Source organism: Halopseudomonas pachastrellae (assembly GCF_900114765.1).
GTDB classification, from domain to species: domain Bacteria; phylum Pseudomonadota; class Gammaproteobacteria; order Pseudomonadales; family Pseudomonadaceae; genus Halopseudomonas; species Halopseudomonas pachastrellae.
In genome coordinates, this window is record NZ_FOUD01000016.1 from 19677 (window position 1) to 36635 (window position 16959).

A 16959-nucleotide genomic window follows, 5' to 3' on the forward strand; every position below is an offset into this window, starting at 1 on the left:
CCCCTCTGCCTGCTATGCTGCGGGCAGACTGGGGCAGAGGGCAGGCTATGAAGGTATTGAGAGAGCGCAGCGGGCAACGCCGCCTGCTGCTGTTGCTGGTTGTTGCTCTGCTGGTGCTGCTGTCGTGGCTAGGGCTGGGGGATCGCAGTTCCGCAGCTCAGCTGGATGCCTCGCTGTTGCAGGCCTCGGTTGCCTTTGCCTCTGCCCGCGCCCTCAACGCGCTCATTTCTGTTCTGCAATCAACCACCATCAGCTTCAGCCTGTTTGGCGGCGTGGCCGTCACGCTGGGCGAAATGCTGGACCCCTTCAATGATCTGATCGAGCAGTACGCCTATCTCATGCAATGGGCCATCGGCTCGTTGCTGGCGCAGAAAATACTGCTTGGGCTGGTGGGGCAGACCTTTTTTAAGTGGCTGCTGACGCTCTCTGCCGTGCTGCTGGGCGCTGCCCTTTGGGTGCGCGGCGGGCGCCACGCAGGGCTGTTCTTGCGCCTGTTTCTGGCCATCGCCTTTCTGCGTTTTGTGCTGGTGGCGGTGGTGCTGGTCAACGGTGAAGTGGATCGTTGGTACCTGACGCAGCAGAGCCGCGAGCAAATCGCTCTGCTGGATCGCCTGCCGGGAGAGGTCGAGGTGCTTGGCGCTGACGCCAATGCCGACGCCGCGCTGCTGGGTGGCTCAGCTGCAGGGCAGGCGCTGGACAGTCAATTGGCCATGCTCGACGAACAGCGTAGCCGCCTGATCATCGCCCAGCGCGATGCCGGCAGGGCCATCAGCGAACAGCGCCAGGCGCTGACGGCTCTGGAGCAGCAGCTCGATTGGTCTGAGCGCCTCAACCCCTTTGCCGAGGTCCCGGCCAGAGAGGACGCCGCCAACAGGCTGGCGCTGCTGCGCGGCAGCTATCAGCGTATCAGTCAGGAGCTGAGCGAGGTCGAACAGCAGCGTGAGCAAGTGCTCAAGGAGCGTGCAGCGCTGTTGGTTGACAGTGACTCCAGCTGGCGTGGCTTTGGTGAGCAGTTGGCCAAGGTGGGCGATCCGCAAACCTACATGGCCATCAAGCAGGCGCTGGATGATGCCGTCGACAGCGTACTGCAGGTGATGACGCTGTTTGTGCTGCGCACGCTGATCCTGCCACTGCTGTTTTTCTATCTGCTGTTGCGTGGCATGCGCTGGCTCTGGCGGTTGGATGCGGCATGGCTGCTGGCTGAGCGGCGGTCTGCGCTCGGCAGTTGAGAGGAATTTGCAGGTGGGTGTGCTCAGCCCAACTACTCTATGCCGGGCGTCAGCGCTTGCTTAACTTTTAACCAGTTCGGCTACCGCCTGGCGTAAGCCGGTATAGCCGGTGCAGCGGCAGAGGCTGCCGTGCAGCGCCTGCTCCAGCTCCTGCGCCGTGGCTGCCGGGTTGTTGCGCAACTCGGCGGTCAGGGTGCTGGCGATGACCAGCGCGGCGGTTACCCGCTCGAACACCGGTTCATTGCGTAACCCTTCAATGGTTTGCACCGAGCGGCCTTGCAGCAGGCAGGCCAGCAGCAGGCAGGCGGGTGTTGATTGGCCGTCGACCAGTACGCTGCAGGCGCCGCAGCGGCCGATACCGCAGCCTTCTTTTGGCCCGGTCAGGCCCAGGTCCAGGCGCAGAATGTCGAGCAGGCGCCGGGTGGGGGATAGCTCGATAGTCTGCTCGCTGCCGTTGACGCTGAACTGCAGGGTCATGCGTGGCTCGTTCATGGCTGTTGCTCCTGCATGGCCGTGAGTAGGGTTGTCGGGCGTACCGGCAGCTTGTCCGCTCGCACGCCGGTGGCGTTTTCGATAGCGGCGGTCAACGCCGGGCTGATGGCTTCAATGCCCAGCTCGCCGATGCCGCGTACCGGGTAGCTGTCGTCGCCAAGAATCCTCTCAATCACATCCACCCGCTGCTCTGGCGCATCGGCCATGGTTGGAATCAGGTAGGCGTCGAGGTTATCAAGCAGGAACTGGCCGTCCTGCATGGGTACGTCTTCCAGCAATGCCATGCCCATGCCCATGACGGCTGCCCCCTCGATCTGGCCGCGATAGCTGGGCGGGTGGATGACCTTGCCGCCAGCGGTGATGTGATGCAGCTGCATCACGCGCACCCGGCCGGTCAGGCGGTCAACGGCAACACGGGCCACGCTGGCGATCAGTAGCTGCAGGTAACGGCCACGGGGCGTTGCGTCCGGGCCGGTAGGAAGGTCGAAATGCACCTTCAGCGCCTGCAGACGCGTATCGCTGCAGGTAGGTAAATACTTGTCCGTAGGGTCAGCTATTGGTTGTTGAGCAGGCTTGCGAAGACCGCTTTGGCCCGTGCTCTGGACCGTATGAGTGCACTGCGTACGTTTCTGGTCGACAGTTGTGCGCGCTCAGGTGCGCGCACAACTGCCTGCAAAAAGTGAGCAACTGGTCAATAGTTGCAGGGCGTGCCTTCAAGCGCGTCAACGCACGGTGTAGCCACGGGCCTCAAGGCAGGCTGTCATTGCGCGTTGGTAGTCGGCACGGCTGGCCACAGACTGGCTGGCTGCGACGCCGCCGTAGGGCTGGGTCGGGTCGTACCCTGTCTGGTTGCTGCCCCACTGATGACACTCGTACTTGTCCTGTGCTTGCTGCTGCTCACTCTGGTTACGCGCGGGGTAGATGAACAGCGCATCGGTGCTGCTGGTTTGCGCGCTGCTCGGCGCATCAACTACCACGTATTGTGCTCCCCGCTGCACGTAGTACACGTCTTCGTAACGATAGTAGGGTTGCCCGCCGATGGTGAGGGTCACATACCCCGTCGGCAGCACCGGAATGCTAAGGCCGACCGGCGGCATCACAATGATGAAGCTGCCGCCGTGGGGGCGGTACCAGAGCCCTCGGACATAGTAGTAGTCGTGGTCACGGTGGTGGACCATGCGGTAGCCGCTGGGGAGTTGCGGTACAACGCTGCCCCGCTGGCCCGCAGGTGCTCGTGTCACCGGTTGTTGAGGCTGCTGTTGGTGACTGTGCTGCGGGCCCTGCTGGTAACTGCCGCCTTGCCGGCGCTGATCACGTGAGTCACCTTGTCTGCCGCTGTTATTGTGCTGCGGGCTTTGTTGCTGCTGGCGACCGTCGTGGCTATCTGGCGCTGCCAGTGCCCCAGTGCTGAGCATCAGGGTTGTGGCTGCCAGGGCCAGCAGGCCAGTGGATGATGTAATGCGATTGGTCATAGTGATTGCTCCGGTTAGCGTACGCTGTAGCCGCGCCCGACAAGGCAGGCTTCGAGCGCCCGTTGGTAGCTGCCTTCGGTCAGTGCCTGGTGCGCTGCTCGCTCGGCGTTGATGGCTTCAATTTGATCTGCTTCTTGAGCGTCGCCTGCAGCGCCAACGACGGCGCCTATCACAGCGCCTACCAGCGCACCTTCGCCGCCATGATGTGGGCCGCTGAGGACGGCACCGGCCACGCCGCCGACCACCGCACCCGTTGCGGTGTTGTTGCCGGGTGAGGCCGGTACCGGCAGGCTGGCGTTGCCGCCGCTCATGGTTGCCGGATCAAAATGAGATTGCTGTACGGCCCATAGGTGGCATTCGTAGCGGTCGCGGCTGATCTGCTCAGGGCTTTGACCGGCGGATGGGTATACCGCCAGCGGCGCGGCGGGTTGCGTCTGGCTGGCGTGTGGGGCCGGTGCAGTGGTGCAGGCGGCCAGCAACAGCAGTGGTGCGAGTAGCAGCTTGGCAGATGTGGGTAAGTGCGGTGTATTGGTGGAGGTTGCTTGCATGAGGCAGCTCTGGCGAAGACATCCGGGTCAGGGTGGTGACCGTTTTCCCTCGCGGTCTCTGGTTCGCGGGGCGCGTTTGGGGCGCAGCAACCACGTGAAGCCAGCTTACCCAGGCCTCTGTCAGCCGCCGCCAGCACTCTGTAAAGAATGTGTAAATCTGCAGATCAAAAAGCAGGCACAAAAAAGCCCCGTCGGACGGGGCTTTTGAGGTGAGGGCAGCGGTTACATCTGCGATTGCAGATAGTTCTTCTCGCCAACCATCTTGATCAGGCGCAGCTGCTGTTCCAGCCAGTAGGCGTGGTCTTCTTCGGTATCTTGCAGTTGCAGCTCGAGAATTTCACGGGTCTGGTAGTCAGCGCAGCGCTCGCACAGGGCGATGGCCTTGGCCAGGTTCTCGCGTACTTCATATTCCAGCTTGAGGTCAGACTCCAGCATTTCCTGCACGGTGAAGCCGGGGGTGATCACCGACGGCCGCATGTCCGGCTTGCCTTCCAGAAACAGGATGCGCTTGAGGATGGCATCGGCGTGCTGGGTTTCTTCTTCCATTTCGTGGTTGATGCGCTCGTACAGCTTGGCGTAACCCATGTCTTCGTACAGGCGCGAGTGCAGGAAGTACTGATCACGCGCACCCAGCTCTCCGCGCAACAGCTCGATCAGGCAATTGACGACGTCCGGATGACCTTGCATGGCACTGCTCTCCCACTCATTAGTTAACAATGCGGCCATTGTGCAGCATGTTGCGCTTGAATGCCATGTTTTGCTTTAAAAAGTCCAATAATTACAACGGGTTATATGTATTTTGATAGTAAGGAAAGCGCAAAGTAGAGGTGTTTGCGCGCGCGAGCTTTTCTCGTTCGTTTGGCAAGTTGTTGATCCTGCACCAAAACACCGCTGCAGCGTCAGCTGGGCGCTGCCTTGCCAGACATGCTTTGGCGGAAACGCGCCGGGGTCAGGCCGGCCCCCTTGCGAAAGAACTTTACGAAGTTGGTTGGCTCAGAAAAGCCCAGTTGATGAGCCACGCTCGCTACTGACGCATCGCTGTGTGCCAGCAGGCGTTTTGCTTCCAGCAGGATGCGCGCGGAGATAACGCTCTTGGCAGAGCGACCTTCGGCACTGACGCAGGCGCGGCTGATGGCGCTTTGTGAATAGCCAAGGCGTTTTGCGTAGTACTGCAGCTGATGCTCTGTGGCGAATGTCTGTTCAAGCAGCTGGATAAACAGACGGTATGTCCGGTGGTGAACGGCGTCGGCTGGTGGGTGATCCAGGTGCAGCTTTTGCTGCTGCCTGGCCACGCGGATAAGCAGGGCCATCCTCTCGCGGGTTACAGGTCGGCACATCGTCTATCAGCAAATCGCACCACAGCAGTTGAAAGAGGGCTTGCTGCAAGCCGGCTTGCCGGAGGATTACGCGGATTTTCTGCTGCTGATTCTGAGCTACTTTGCCAGGGTCATAGCAAAGCGGTGACAGGCAGCGTGAAAGCGTTGCTGGGCCGCGAGCCGATCACCTTTGAGCAGTACGGAAACGACTACCGCGCGGCTTGGATATAGGCGGCTACGCGGGGTTGTAGTATGCAGCGTGGCGCCTAACTTGGGCGCCACGGCGAGGTGTAGGTTGGGGGCTGGAGCGGGTGAAGGGAATCGAACCCTCGTATGCAGCTTGGGAAGCTGCCGTTCTACCATTGAACTACACCCGCGCAGGCGCTCTTTTTACCAGAGTCGCCTGCGACAGGGAAGGGGGCAGATGCGGTTATGCCGTGGCGCGGCCGCTGCGCAGCGGGGCGCTTGTTAGAGCGCTTCGGTAACCCGCTTGAGCAGTGCGTAGCTGTGCTGGCGTGCGCTCTGGTCAAAAATCGGGCTGTTGACGATCAGCTCGTTGACGCCGGTGCGTTCCAGCAGTTCGGCCAACTGGCCACCAACCGCCTCAACGTCTCCGATCAGGCTGCCTGACAGCGTCGACATGACCTGGTGGCGTTCATGCGGTTGCCACAGTGATTCCATGTCGTGGGTCGGCGGCGGCAGTTGGCCCGGCTTACCCCGAATCAGGTTGAGGAAAGCCTGCTGGTGCGAGCTGGCGAGGTAGTGCGCCTGTTCTCGGTCGTCTGCGAGGTACGCGTTGATGCCCAGCATGGCGTAGGGCGATGGCAGCTGCTCGCTTGGGGTAAAGCTTTCGCGATACAGGCGCAGGGCGCTGAACAGGTAGTCGGGCGAAAACTGCCCGGCAAAGGCAAAGGGTAAGCCCAGGCGGCCGGCCAGCTGCGCGCTGAAGGTGCTGGAGCCGAGCAGCCAAATGGGCACATTCAAGCCGGTGCCGGGCACGGCGCTCAGGCGCTGGCCGGGTTTGGCCGGTGCAAACAGCTGGCGCAATTCATCCAGCATCTGAGGAAAGTCTTCGCCATCGGTGCGGCCGCGGCGTAACGCTTGAGCGGTCATGCCGTCGGTGCCCGGGGCGCGGCCCAGGCCAAGATCAATACGGCCGGGGTAGAGCGATTCCAGGGTGCCAAACTGCTCGGCAATTTGCAGTGGGGCGTGGTTGGGCAGCATGATGCCGCCCGAGCCGATGCGGATGCGTTCGGTGCCGGCGGCCAGATAGCCCATGACCACCGAGGTGGCGGCGCTGGCGATGCCCGTCATGTTGTGGTGCTCGGCAACCCAGAAGCGGCGGTAACCCAGCGCTTCCGTGTGCTGCGCCAATTCCAGCGCGTTGTGCAGCGCGGTGGCGGCGGTGGCGCCTTCGGCAATGGAACAGAGGTCCAGTACGGAGAGAGGAAAATTTGAGCCGGGCATCTTGGTTCCTGCATTTCGGTGTGCAATCCGGCTATGCTAGCCTCCTTTGGTATCGGGCGACACCGCAGCACGCTAATCGTCGTGAAGGGCGGGCCGTAACGGCAGTAGGCGGAGACGCGTCGATCGGGCTTCGTTTCGTTAGGGGGGGAGTATCGTGCGCAAGGTTAGAGATGTAGGACGCATAAGCCGTTTCTGGCTGCGTTTTGGTCTGCTGTTGCTGGCTCAGGCGTTGTTGCTGGAATCGAGCCTTGCGGCGCAAATCCGGCTGACCGATGAGACAGGCGCACCGCTGGCCAATGCTGTGCTGTTGATTGACGGGGTGCCGCCCGCACCGAACGACAGCTATGTGATGGATCAGGTTGATCGTCAGTTTAGGCCGCATGTACTGGTTGTGCCGGTCGGAGCGCGGGTGGATTTTCCCAACAGCGATGATGTGCGTCATCACGTCTACTCCTTCTCCGAAGCAAAGTCATTTGAGTTGCGTCTGTTCAATGGTATGGATGCGCCTCCGGTGACCTTTGACCAGGCGGGCGCAGTCGTATTGGGCTGCAATATTCACGATGCGATGGTCGGCTACATTCTGGTTACCGGCAGTCCCCGTTTTGCAGTAAGCGATGCGTCGGGCCGCGTTTCCCTGCCGGACTTGCCTGCAGGCACCTGGCCGGTCTCCTGGTGGCATCCCAGCCGCTTCCAGCAGGCGCCGGCCTCGCTGGGTGAGCTGGACCTGGGACAGGACGGGTTGGTTGTGAGTTTGCCGCTCACGCCTGTGCCGGAAGAGCCCGCGCAACCCCTGTCGCCGCTGCAACAGCGCTTCAAGTCGGCGCAGTAGCCCTATGCGCTTGGGATACCTGAGGACGCGGCTGATTCTGACGTCAGTAGGTCTGCTTGCGCTGGTCCTCGGCGCGGTGTTTGTGGTGGTTTATACCGCAACGGACCTGTCCGCCAACCGGCAGGCACAGAAGCAGTTGCAGGTAGGCAGCAATGTATTCAGCAATCTGCTTGAGGCGCGTGCGCATGAGTTGGTGGCTGCTACCGAGATATTGGTCGCCGATTTTGGTTTTCGCCAAGCGGTGGCCACCGGCGATCAGCCGACGATTCGTTCAGCGTTGCTCAACCAGGTCATACGTATTGGTGCTGACCAGGCGATGTTGTTTGACGCCCAGGGGGGGATGCGTATCTTCTCGGTCAGGAATGGCGATTCCGTCCCAGGCGATGTGCAGGCGCTGCAGCGACTGTCTGACCAGGCCATGATTGCGATTATTGACGATCAGCCCTATCTGCTGGTCGAGGCGGTGGTTAAGGCGCCGGTGGTGCTCGGTCAGGTTGCGATGGCCTTCAGTCTGGATGAAGAACTCGCGCTCGAACTGCAGAAGCTTACCGGGTTGGAAATCCGGTTTGTCAGCAGCCACGCCGGTAACGTCATGACCAGCTTCTCAACGCTGACTGACTCGGCGCCTGAAATGCGCGCTGCTGACGACGGGGACATGGTGGAAACCGAAGGGTACCTGACCACCGTCTTCACGCTGCTTGAACAATCCGAGTATCGGGTTGAGGCACAATTGGCCAGCCCATTGAGTGAGACCTTGGCGAGCTTCGACCTGCTCAAGCGGGAGCTCTTGATCATTACTCTGGTAGCGTTGCTCGCGTCTTCGCTGCTGGCAGTGCACCTGTCGGGCAGCCTTGCCCGGCCGGTTGCGCAGTTGGCCGAAGCGGCGACTCGCATCGGTCGAGGTGACTACACCGGTCAGGTCCAGCTTGATCGCAATGATGAGCTGGGGTTGCTGGCTGAGCGGATTGATGCCATGCGGGTGGGCATCGCCGAGCGTGAAGAGCTGATTGTGCATAACGCTTTACACGATCCGCTGACCGGGTTGCCGAACGTCGGGGTTGTCCGGGAGCAGCTCAGAAGTGCGATCGCCGGTGGGCAGGGCGGGGTGCTGGCGCAGTGCAACCTGCTGACTGCTGACCTGCTGCTGAAGGCACGTGGGCAAGACTTCATGGATACGTTGATACGGCAGTCGGTAGCCAGCCTTGAAGGCTTTCTGCCTGCCAATGTGCTGTTGGCCTGGCAACCGGGCAGCGGCTTCTTGTTGCTGCTTAAGGAGCGCGAGCTGGAAGAGGCCGTGGTCATCATGGACGGCGCACTGGCTCGACTCGCACAGAAAATGCAGGTTCAGGACATCAAGCTCAGCTCGCAGTGGCTGGCTGGGCTGGTGGCCTGGCCGCAGCACGGACGTGACCCGCAGGAGCTGCTCCGCCAGGCAAGTATTGCGCTGAACGATGCCGCACCCGGGGCAGAACGTATCGCCGTTTATCAGGCGCAGAGTGATCAGGCCTATCAGCGGCGTATTCGGTTGGCACGGGATCTGCGCTACGCTGCACAACACCATGAGCTGAGCGCGGTATTCCAACCCAAGCTTGATCTGGCCTCCGGCGAGGTGCGGCAGGTTGAGGCACTGATGCGCTGGCAGCACAGTCAGCTTGGCATGATCCGGCCTGACGAGTTTATTCCGCTTGCCGAGCAGACCGGCAGTATCACTATGCTCACCGAGTGGATGATCGTGGCAGTGCTGTCGCAGCTCCGTGACTGGATTGACCGCGGCATTCACCTGCAAGTCGCCATGAACCTATCCGCGCGCGACCTGGATGATCCCGAGTTCCCGCGGCGCGTCGAGCGGATGCTGCGTGCCCAGCAGATCAGTCCGGATTATCTCGCTTTGGAAGTGACCGAAAGTGCAGTCATGCGCGACCCGCAGGCCAGCATTGACAGTCTGCTGGTATTACGCGATTTGGGCATTAGCCTATCGGTGGATGATTACGGAACCGGCTATTCGTCGCTAGCGACGCTCAAGAGCTTGCCGGTGCAGGATTTGAAAATCGACAAGTCTTTTGTCCTGCAGCTGGCCGAAAACAGCGATGATGCGGTTATTGTGAAATCGACCATCGAGCTTGCCCATAACATGGGGCTTAGGGTCATCGCCGAGGGAATTGAAAATGCCGGCTCGCTAGCCTGGCTCAAGGCGCGTCACTGTGATGTGGTACAGGGGTACTTCATAAGCCGTCCGCTGTCTGCCGCTGACCTGGAGCGCTGGATGGATGAGACGCGCGGAACGTTCGTTTAGATGGGCTGCCATGAAAAAAACTGTGTTGTGTGGAATGGGCTTGCTGTGCCTGGCGGGAACGGTCTGCGCTGATACCGGTGGCCGCCTGCTGGCGACCGGAGGGGTGACCAACATCGAAGGCTCAGCCGGCGGCGGCATTGTGCCGTGGGCGGTGCTGTCCGGCTACGGTGCTCGGGGTGAGTGGGGCGGTGATGCTTTTGCCACTCGCGTCGACACGGGAGACTATCGGCTCGACGCCTTCGGTGCGTCGCTGGCATTCAATAACCGGGTGGAGCTTTCGGTGGCTCGGCAGCGACTGGATATGGATGCGCTGACCAAGGCGGCCGGCCTGCCGCATAAGAGTCTCAATCAGGATATCTTAGGCGTGAAGCTGCGGTTGTTCGGGGACCTGGTGTACGACCGCTTGCCGCAGGTCGCGGTGGGTGCGCAGTACAAACGTCAGACTAACTTCCTGATCCCGTCGCTGGTTGGTGCCCGGCGGGATTCGGATACTGATTATTATCTTGCCGGCTCCCGCCTGTTCCTTGGCGCAGTGGGCGGCTATAACCTGCTAGTGAATGGCACACTGCGCTATTCGCGGGCCAATGAGACCGGGCTGTTGGGTTTTGGTGGCGACCGGCGCGACAGTCGGACACTGCTCAAGGAGGGGAGTGTGGCGCTGCTGCTCAACCCTCGCTGGGTGGTGGGGGTTGAGTATCGGGAGAAGCCAGACAATCTATCCTTTGCTGGCGAAAGCGATTGGCAGGATGTGTTTGTCGGCTATTTCCCGAGTAAGCGTCTGGCTCTGGCTGCTGCCTGGGCTGAGTTGGGCGAGATTGCCACGCTGGAGGGTCAGCGAGGCATCTTCCTTTCCATGCAGCTGAGTTATTGAGGTTCCCATGCGTAGACAATTACGTGCGACGGCCGGTGTTGCGCTTGTTCTGTTCGGCCTCGTCGGGTGTGCTATCAGCCCGGCGCCGGAGAACGATAGCCTGTACCAGGCGATGGGAGGCCAGGCTGGCATCAATCGCGTGGTGGAAGGACTGCTTTACCAGATCGCGGATGACGAGCGTATTGTTCATCACTTCGCTGACACCGACATAGTGCGATTGCAGGAAAAACTGCAGGAGCAGTTCTGTGTCGAGGCGGGAGGCCCTTGCGTGTATTCCGGCGACAGCATGGCCGACGTGCATGCCGGATTTGAGCTAACCGAAGCGGATTTCAATGCGCTGGTTGAAGACCTGATTGCGGCAATGGAGGCCGAGCAGTTGCCGGTGACAGTTCAGAATCGCCTGCTGCAGCGTCTGGCGCCGATGCGCGCAGATATCATTTACCGCTAGCTGCTGGCACTCGGCTTGTCGGCGTCAAGCACCCGGATCTCGGTGATCAGGCTGGCCGAAGGCATGCCGATGGCGGCGCCCTGGGCATGCTGGATGCCCAGGGCACGCACCTGATTCAACACCGCCGGGTTGTGTACGAACTCGGCCACGGTCTGCATGCTCAGCTCCTGCGCAAATTGCACAATGCCGCGGCACAGGGTCAGTGCGGTGGGGTTGCTGTCGAGCTGGCGGATCAGGCTGCCGTCGATCTTGATCAGGTCTACATCCAGGCGCAGCAGGTGCTCAAAGTTGGAGTAACCGGTGCCAAAGTCATCAATGGCAATACGGCAGCCCTGCGCCTTGGCGCGGTCAATGAACTGCCGTACCGCGCTGTAGTTCTCGATCCCTTCTGATTCCAGAATCTCAAAGATGACCTGCTTGCCCATGCCGCGTGAGGCGATGGAGTCGAGGATGTGGTCGCTCAGCTCCGGGTCCAGCAGGTCTTCGCAGGAGAGGTTGAGCGAAAAGCTCCACGGCTGCCCTTCAAAGCGCTCCAGCGCCAGATCAACCATGCGGCGGGTGAGGGTGCGGTAGAGGCGAATCTTTTTGGCCAGATCCAGAAAATGAACCGGGCTGACGGGTTCGCCCTGCTCATCGAGCATGCGCACCAGGCACTCGTACTTGTCGATCTGGCCGGTGGCCAGATTAAGGATGGGTTGGTAGAAGGCGACGATGCGTCCGCTATCCAAAGCGGCGCGCAGGCGGTTGGCGCCGATCAGGTTTTGCTCGTAGCCCTCACGCACACGTTGGCTGGCATCGTAGAAGACAAAGCTCTCCAGATTCAGGCGGGCCAGCTCCAGGGCGATGTTGGCGCCGTGCAGCAATTGCTCGCCGCTCAGGTCGGCGGCGTTGCCCTGCTGGCTGCAGGCCACGCCCAGGCTGGCGTTGAGTGTCAGGGGCTGATCCTCCCAGCGCACCTGCAGCTCGCCGATAAACGCCAGCAGGTCCTCCAGCGCCGGCGTCAACTGCTCGGCGTTATGGTGCCCGGGCAACCAGATGGCGAGCTCGTCGGCGGGCATGCGGTACAGCCGGGCGCCCCGCCAGTCGGGGTTAGTGTCCAGCTTTTCTTGTAGTGCGTGGGCCAGGCTGATGATCACGTGGTCACCGCAGCTGTGGCCGTAAAAATCGTTAATTTCCTTGAAGGAGTCGATATTTAGCAGGATCAGGCTGGCGGTGTGGCTTTTCTTCAGGTCGGCCAGCAGACGCTCGCGGTTGGGCAGGCCGGTCAGGCTGTCGGTGTACAGGTTCTGCAGCTGGCGCAGGGTGCCGGCCACCAGATACAGCACCAGACCCGATATCAGCAGCATGATGACGCCGGCAATCAGCTGAATGCGCAGGTTGCTCTCGCGCATGGGGGCCAATACCGCGTCTATCTCGGCCTGCGGCACGCCGATGCCAAAGATCATCCCGGCCTGGCTGCGGGCAAAGAAGAGTCGGTAATCGTCGCCGGCCAGGGTTTGCTGCAGTTGCTGCAGCGGCGCCGTGAGCTGACGCGCATTGACTATCTGTGGCAGCGTTTGCGGCTCCAGCTGGTTGCCCAGCTGGAGGTCAATTACGGCGTTGATCAGCGGCTGGGCCTGGGCCTGATCGGTTGCGGCAGACAGGCTGGAGAGGTTGCGGTTGGCGTGGTCCAGCAGAAACGAGAAGGTACCGGGCGTGACTTCTACCCGGCTGATGGTGCGAATGATGTCGTCGGCCAGCCAGTCGGTGACGGCCAGACCGATCGGCGTGCCTGCGTTGTTGGTGATCAGGGTAGCGTGGCTGATTACGACACTGCTGATGCTGTCTTTGTAGTAGGCCGCGGTCCAGTTCTGGCTCGGGTCGCTGTCGGCGGCGGCGTTGGCGGCGCGCAGGCGCTGGAACCACTCGCGCAGCTGCGCTTGTTCTGCACTCGGCACGTCGGTTACGGCAAGGCGCTGTTCCTGCCGGTAGGCATAGCGGGCGGGCAGGGCGGCGTTGGCGTACCAGAGGGTGCTGCCGTGGGTGTCGGGGAAGTCGCGCAGGGCCCGGCGCAGGCTGTCGTCCAGCTCCTCGCCCGGGCGCGGCATCAGGCTGCCGGCGCGGGCCAGGCCTGCGGTGCTTTGCGCCATCAGGCGGTGATGGGCGTTGATGCGGTCCAGGTTGGCGTAGAAGGTGTCGGCAATCTGGCGTTGGCGCAGCTGCGCCATGGCTTTTTCGGCGAACTCCAGGTTGGCGCTTGCCATCAGCCAACTGACCACCAGCACCAGCCCGACCATCAGGCTGAGCAGGATCATGATCGCGCGTTTGACTGGCAGCATTCCCTTGGCTCCGGTGTTCAGCGGCTATTCAGGCGGTTTTGTATCTGGTTACGAGCGGCGGCCAGCTGCGCGCTGTCCAACTGCCCCGAGAGTTGTTCAAGATAGCGCTTGCCGCGCTGTTCGCCATTGACCAGTGACAGGCTCAGCCAGACGTAAGCGCTTTGCGCATCCTCCGGGCCGCCTGTGCCGCGCAGGTAATCCAGCCCCAGCCGGTACTGCGCCTCGGCCGAGCCGCGCTCGGCGGCCTGTTCCAGCCAGTATCGTCCGGCGGCTGTGCCGTTCTTGTCGATGCCAAGGGCCAGCATGGCGGGCAGGTGGCCAGCTGCTGCAGCCAGACGCAGCTGGGTTTCGGCGCGGGCCGGATCGGCAGCGGTGCCCAGGCCTTGTTTATAGGCCTGCGCCAGTTGGTAGTGGGCCTCGGGCAGTTCTTGCGCGGCGGCCTTCTGCAGCCAGCCAAAGGCTTGCTCGGGGGCTTGGGGTTTGAGCAGCTCGGCAAGCAGCAGTTGCCCATTGGCCTGGCCCTGATCCGCCGACAGGCGCGCCCAGCGCAATGCCTCGGTCTGATTGCCGTTGCTGTTGTTGATGGCGGCCAGGTGGTGCCGGGCTTTGGCGTCACCTGCATGGGCTGCGGTGCGGCACAGCGGCTCGGCCTGCTGATAGTTTCTGATCGCGAACAGCAGATAGCACTCCTGCGCCTGGGCCGAACGGCCTGCTTGTCCATTGCTGCTGGCAGACGACCCTGCGGCAGGCGCTCCTGCAGCGGCTGTTTGCGGGTCAGAACTGCCCGTTGCCGGTACGCGCTTGGCGAACTCATCGACGACGTCAGGACAGGAGAACGCGTAGCCCGCTTTCAGGCGCTGCAGTGCGTCGCGGGTGGCCGGCTGGCTGTTGTAGCGATAGGCGATAGCACGGCAGCGGCTGTCCCGTTCTGCGCGCACCACCGGCACGTAGTCGCGGTAGGCCGGGTCGTCGGTATGCTCGTTCAGGTAGCGGGTCAGCGGGTCGATGTAGGCCTGGTCGAACAGCGTTTCAACCTCGGCGTGCCGTGCTTCAGCTTGCGGGTCGCCGGTTATGCTGGCCGCGAGGTCTGCCAATTTCTGGGCCTGGGTTTTGATGGCGTCACTCGAGCGACCGAAAACGCTGTTCTGGTCGGACAGCGTCTGACAGCCGCCAAGAGCTACGGCGAGCACCAACAGCACGGTAGTGTGGATCCGCATCATCTCTCTCTGGTGAGGTGGCGAGCGGCCTTTGCCGAGACGGCGCTGCAGGCAAAGGCTTAGGGAAAGGCGTATTCCGCTTGTGGCCGTCCGTTGCCGTTGCAGCGTTGGTCAGTCTATCAGAAAGCCCGCGCAGCCCATGCATGATGGCAAATAGGCAGTCGTTTTGTCGATGGGGTTCCATCGAGAGAGCACAGGGTACAGAAGAGCTGGAACGCTTTTTGCGTAGTCCCAGGCAAGTATGTGAATAGCGTCAAATATTTGATTCGGGGACACTTCTGCCAATGGCTGTTGATCGCGCACAACTGATGGGCAACATGCGGACCAATCTGGCCGGGCTGCGTCACGGCAGCCTGGGGATTCCCGTGCTGCTGCTGGTGATGCTCGGCATGATGATGCTGCCGATTCCGCCATTTTTGCTGGACGTGTTCTTTACCTTCAACATCGCGCTGTCGCTGGTGGTGCTGCTGGTCTGTGCCTACGCACTGCGGCCGCTGGACTTTGCGGTATTCCCGACCATTCTGCTGATCTCCACGTTGCTGCGTCTGGCGCTGAACGTGGCCTCCACCCGCGTGGTGCTGCTGTACGGTCACGAGGGTGGTGACGCGGCCGGTAAGGTGATTCAGGCCTTTGGTGAGGTGGTGATCGGCGGTAACTACGTTGTCGGTCTGGTGGTGTTCGCCATCCTGATGATCATCAACTTTGTGGTGGTCACCAAGGGCGCGGGGCGCATTTCCGAGGTCAGCGCGCGCTTCACCCTGGATGCCATGCCCGGCAAGCAGATGGCTATTGATGCTGATTTGAACTCGGGCCTGATCGATCAGGAGCAGGCCAAGACCCGTCGCCGGGAAGTGGCGCAGGAAGCCGAGTTCTACGGCTCCATGGACGGTGCCAGCAAATTTGTCCGCGGCGACGCTATTGCCGGCCTGCTGATTCTGTTTATCAACGTACTTGGCGGCCTGGCCATTGGTATGGCGCAGCACGGTCTGCCGTTTGCCGAGGCGGGCCGCATCTATGTGCTGCTGACTATTGGTGACGGCTTGGTGGCGCAGATTCCGTCGCTGCTGCTGTCGACTGCGGCGGCCATCATGGTGACCCGTGTTTCCACTTCCGAGGACATGGGCGCGCAGGTTCAGCGGCAGATGTTCGCCTCGCCCAAGGCGCTGGCAGTTGCAGCGGCGATTCTGATCGTCATGGGCCTGATCCCCGGCATGCCGCACTTTTCGTTCCTGAGCCTGGGTGCTATCGCTGCCGGGGGCGCCTGGTTTATCGCCAAGCGCCAGAAGGAAAAGGCCGAAGAAGAAGTCGAGGCCGAGCGCAAGCGGGCGCAAGTACCGGCCGTGCAGGCGCCGGAAACCCGCGAGCTGGGCTGGGACGACGTTACCCCGGTGGATATGGTCGGGCTGGAGGTAGGCTACCGCCTGATCCCGCTGGTGGACCGTAATCAGGGTGGGCAGCTACTGGCGCGTATCAAGGGCGTGCGCAAAAAACTGTCGCAGGACCTCGGCTTTCTGATGCCGTCGGTACATATCCGCGACAACCTGGATCTGGCGCCCAACGCCTATCGCCTGACGCTGATGGGTGTCAGCGTGGCCGAGGCCGAGATCTACCCGGACCGCGAACTGGCGATCAACCCCGGTCAGGTGTTTGGCGATATCAAGGGTATTGCCGGCAAGGACCCGGCCTTTGGCCTGGACGCGGTCTGGATCGAGGCATCGCAGAAGGATCAGGCCCAGTCGCTGGGTTACACCGTGGTAGACGCCAGTACCGTGGTAGCGACCCACATCAACCAGATTCTGCACAAGCACGCGCATGAGCTTATTGGCCATGAGGAGGTGCAGCAGTTGATGCAGGTGCTGGCCAAGGCCTCGCCCAAGCTGGCCGAGGAGCTGGTGCCGGGCCTGATTTCGGTCTCCAACCTACTCAAGGTGCTGCAGGGTCTGCTGCAGGAGCAGGTGCCGGTGCGGGACATTCGTACCATCGCCGAGGCCATCGCCAACAACTCGGGCAAGAGTCAAGATACTGGCGCGCTGATCGGCGCGGTGCGGGTCGCGCTGTCGCGCTCAATCGTGCAAAGCATTGTGGGGCTTGACTCCGAGCTGCCTGTGATCACCTTGGAGCCAAGGTTGGAACAGATGTTGCTACAGAGTCTGCAGAAGGCCGGGCAAGGCGCTGACGACGGAATGTTGTTGGAGCCGGGCATGGCCGAGAAGCTGCAACGCTCGCTGGCCGACGCGGTACAACGGCAGGAGGTGCAGGGCAAGCCGGCGATTCTGCTGGTGGCCGGGCCGATTCGCATGATGATGGCCAAGTTTGTCCGCTATGCGGCGCCCGGAGCCCACGTACTGTCCTACCAGGAAATACCGGACAGCAAGCAGGTCACCATCATTGCGACGGTTGGCCAGAACTAGCAGCACCGAATGATTGAGACATCTGCCAGGGCAGATGACCGTTAAGCG

15 protein-coding genes and 1 tRNA gene are annotated in these 16959 nt (G+C 61.7%); 6 read left to right on the top strand and 10 right to left on the bottom strand.

The window, feature by feature from the left end; genetic code table 11:
- The first annotated feature begins 47 nt into the window (after positions 1 to 47).
- Complete coding sequence (locus BM116_RS13035) at positions 48 to 1229, top strand: hypothetical protein (RefSeq protein WP_083726956.1); 1182 nt, start codon at positions 48 to 50, stop codon at positions 1227 to 1229.
- Between the two features lie 60 nt (positions 1230 to 1289).
- Here the strand turns inward: BM116_RS13035 and BM116_RS13040 are convergent, their stop codons facing one another.
- From BM116_RS13040 to BM116_RS13075, 8 genes are all read right to left on the bottom strand, one after another.
- A complete protein-coding gene (locus tag BM116_RS13040) occupies positions 1290 to 1721 on the bottom strand; it encodes a (2Fe-2S)-binding protein (RefSeq protein ID WP_211276275.1) in 432 nt (143 codons plus the stop codon).
- A complete protein-coding gene (locus BM116_RS13045; protein ID WP_169847265.1) occupies positions 1718 to 2215 on the bottom strand; it encodes a molybdopterin cofactor-binding domain-containing protein in 498 nt (165 codons plus the stop codon). Before BM116_RS13045 ends, BM116_RS13040 begins: the two co-directional genes overlap by 4 nt.
- 228 nt (positions 2216 to 2443) lie before the next feature.
- Positions 2444 to 3193 (bottom strand): DUF6515 family protein, encoded by a 750-nt coding sequence (locus BM116_RS13050; RefSeq protein ID WP_083726960.1) that lies wholly within the window; start codon positions 3191 to 3193, stop codon positions 2444 to 2446.
- Positions 3194 to 3207: 14 nt separating this feature from the next.
- Entirely contained in the window at positions 3208 to 3741 is a 534-nt protein-coding gene (locus BM116_RS19325) for a YMGG-like glycine zipper-containing protein (RefSeq protein ID WP_083726962.1), read from the bottom strand.
- Between the two features lie 222 nt (positions 3742 to 3963).
- Positions 3964 to 4428: a bacterioferritin gene (bfr, locus tag BM116_RS13060; RefSeq protein WP_083726964.1), complete on the bottom strand. Its 465-nt coding sequence runs from the start codon at positions 4426 to 4428 to the stop codon at positions 3964 to 3966.
- 212 nt (positions 4429 to 4640) lie between these two features.
- Positions 4641 to 5051: a helix-turn-helix domain-containing protein gene (locus BM116_RS13065; protein ID WP_169847266.1), complete on the bottom strand. Its 411-nt coding sequence runs from the start codon at positions 5049 to 5051 to the stop codon at positions 4641 to 4643.
- Positions 5052 to 5360: 309 nt separating this feature from the next.
- Positions 5361 to 5434 (bottom strand) — tRNA-Gly (locus tag BM116_RS13070).
- 91 nt (positions 5435 to 5525) lie between these two features.
- Positions 5526 to 6524, bottom strand: coding sequence for an LLM class flavin-dependent oxidoreductase (locus BM116_RS13075; RefSeq protein WP_083726968.1), 999 nt, complete (start codon positions 6522 to 6524; stop codon positions 5526 to 5528).
- A 154-nt stretch (positions 6525 to 6678) separates the two neighbouring features.
- Between BM116_RS13075 and BM116_RS13080 the strand changes: the two genes are divergently transcribed.
- Genes BM116_RS13080 through BM116_RS13095 form a run of 4 tightly spaced genes read left to right on the top strand, consistent with a single transcriptional unit; the run spans position 6679 to position 10965 of the window.
- Complete coding sequence (locus BM116_RS13080; RefSeq protein ID WP_083726970.1) at positions 6679 to 7353, top strand: methylamine utilization protein; 675 nt, start codon at positions 6679 to 6681, stop codon at positions 7351 to 7353.
- Between the two features lie 10 nt (positions 7354 to 7363).
- Positions 7364 to 9646: a putative bifunctional diguanylate cyclase/phosphodiesterase gene (locus BM116_RS13085; RefSeq protein ID WP_175494044.1), complete on the top strand. Its 2283-nt coding sequence runs from the start codon at positions 7364 to 7366 to the stop codon at positions 9644 to 9646.
- Between the two features lie 34 nt (positions 9647 to 9680).
- Positions 9681 to 10517 (top strand): DUF3034 family protein, encoded by an 837-nt coding sequence (locus tag BM116_RS13090; RefSeq protein ID WP_235846763.1) that lies wholly within the window; start codon positions 9681 to 9683, stop codon positions 10515 to 10517.
- Between the two features lie 7 nt (positions 10518 to 10524).
- Positions 10525 to 10965 carry a group I truncated hemoglobin gene (locus BM116_RS13095; RefSeq protein ID WP_083726976.1) on the top strand — a complete coding sequence of 147 codons (441 nt, stop codon included), beginning with the start codon at positions 10525 to 10527 and terminating at the stop codon, positions 10963 to 10965.
- Here BM116_RS13095 and BM116_RS13100 read toward each other — a convergent pair.
- Both BM116_RS13100 and BM116_RS13105 read right to left on the bottom strand, forming a co-directional pair.
- Positions 10962 to 13283: an EAL domain-containing protein gene (locus tag BM116_RS13100; RefSeq protein WP_083726978.1), complete on the bottom strand. Its 2322-nt coding sequence runs from the start codon at positions 13281 to 13283 to the stop codon at positions 10962 to 10964. The two genes, BM116_RS13095 and BM116_RS13100, sit on opposite strands and share 4 nt — an antisense overlap.
- A gap of 17 nt (positions 13284 to 13300) precedes the next feature.
- The gene (locus BM116_RS13105) at positions 13301 to 14503 is read right to left on the bottom strand and encodes a tetratricopeptide repeat protein (protein WP_139056969.1); all 1203 of its coding nucleotides are present in this window, start codon (positions 14501 to 14503) and stop codon (positions 13301 to 13303) included.
- Between the two features lie 281 nt (positions 14504 to 14784).
- Here BM116_RS13105 and flhA point away from each other — a divergent pair, with 281 nt between their 5' ends.
- Positions 14785 to 16911, top strand: coding sequence for a flagellar biosynthesis protein FlhA (gene flhA, locus BM116_RS13110; protein WP_083726982.1), 2127 nt, complete (start codon positions 14785 to 14787; stop codon positions 16909 to 16911).
- The last annotated feature ends 48 nt before the right edge of the window (positions 16912 to 16959 follow it).

Bases quoted from the DNA above. Each gene is read 5' to 3' on its own strand.
- BM116_RS13035 (WP_083726956.1), top strand. From the start codon at position 48: ATGAAGGTATTGAGAGAGCGCAGCGGGCAACGCCGCCTGCTGCTGTTG.
- BM116_RS13040 (WP_211276275.1), bottom strand. From the start codon at position 1,721: ATGAACGAGCCACGCATGACCCTGCAGTTCAGCGTCAACGGCAGCGAG.
- BM116_RS13050 (WP_083726960.1), bottom strand. From the start codon at position 3,193: ATGACCAATCGCATTACATCATCCACTGGCCTGCTGGCCCTGGCAGCC.
- BM116_RS19325 (WP_083726962.1), bottom strand. From the start codon at position 3,741: ATGCAAGCAACCTCCACCAATACACCGCACTTACCCACATCTGCCAAG.
- bfr (WP_083726964.1), bottom strand. From the start codon at position 4,428: ATGCAAGGTCATCCGGACGTCGTCAATTGCCTGATCGAGCTGTTGCGC.
- BM116_RS13065 (WP_169847266.1), bottom strand. From the start codon at position 5,051: ATGGCCCTGCTTATCCGCGTGGCCAGGCAGCAGCAAAAGCTGCACCTG.
- BM116_RS13075 (WP_083726968.1), bottom strand. From the start codon at position 6,524: ATGCCCGGCTCAAATTTTCCTCTCTCCGTACTGGACCTCTGTTCCATT.
- BM116_RS13090 (WP_235846763.1), top strand. From the start codon at position 9,681: ATGGGCTTGCTGTGCCTGGCGGGAACGGTCTGCGCTGATACCGGTGGC.
- BM116_RS13095 (WP_083726976.1), top strand. From the start codon at position 10,525: ATGCGTAGACAATTACGTGCGACGGCCGGTGTTGCGCTTGTTCTGTTC.
- BM116_RS13100 (WP_083726978.1), bottom strand. From the start codon at position 13,283: ATGCTGCCAGTCAAACGCGCGATCATGATCCTGCTCAGCCTGATGGTC.
- BM116_RS13105 (WP_139056969.1), bottom strand. From the start codon at position 14,503: ATGATGCGGATCCACACTACCGTGCTGTTGGTGCTCGCCGTAGCTCTT.
- flhA (WP_083726982.1), top strand. From the start codon at position 14,785: ATGGCTGTTGATCGCGCACAACTGATGGGCAACATGCGGACCAATCTG.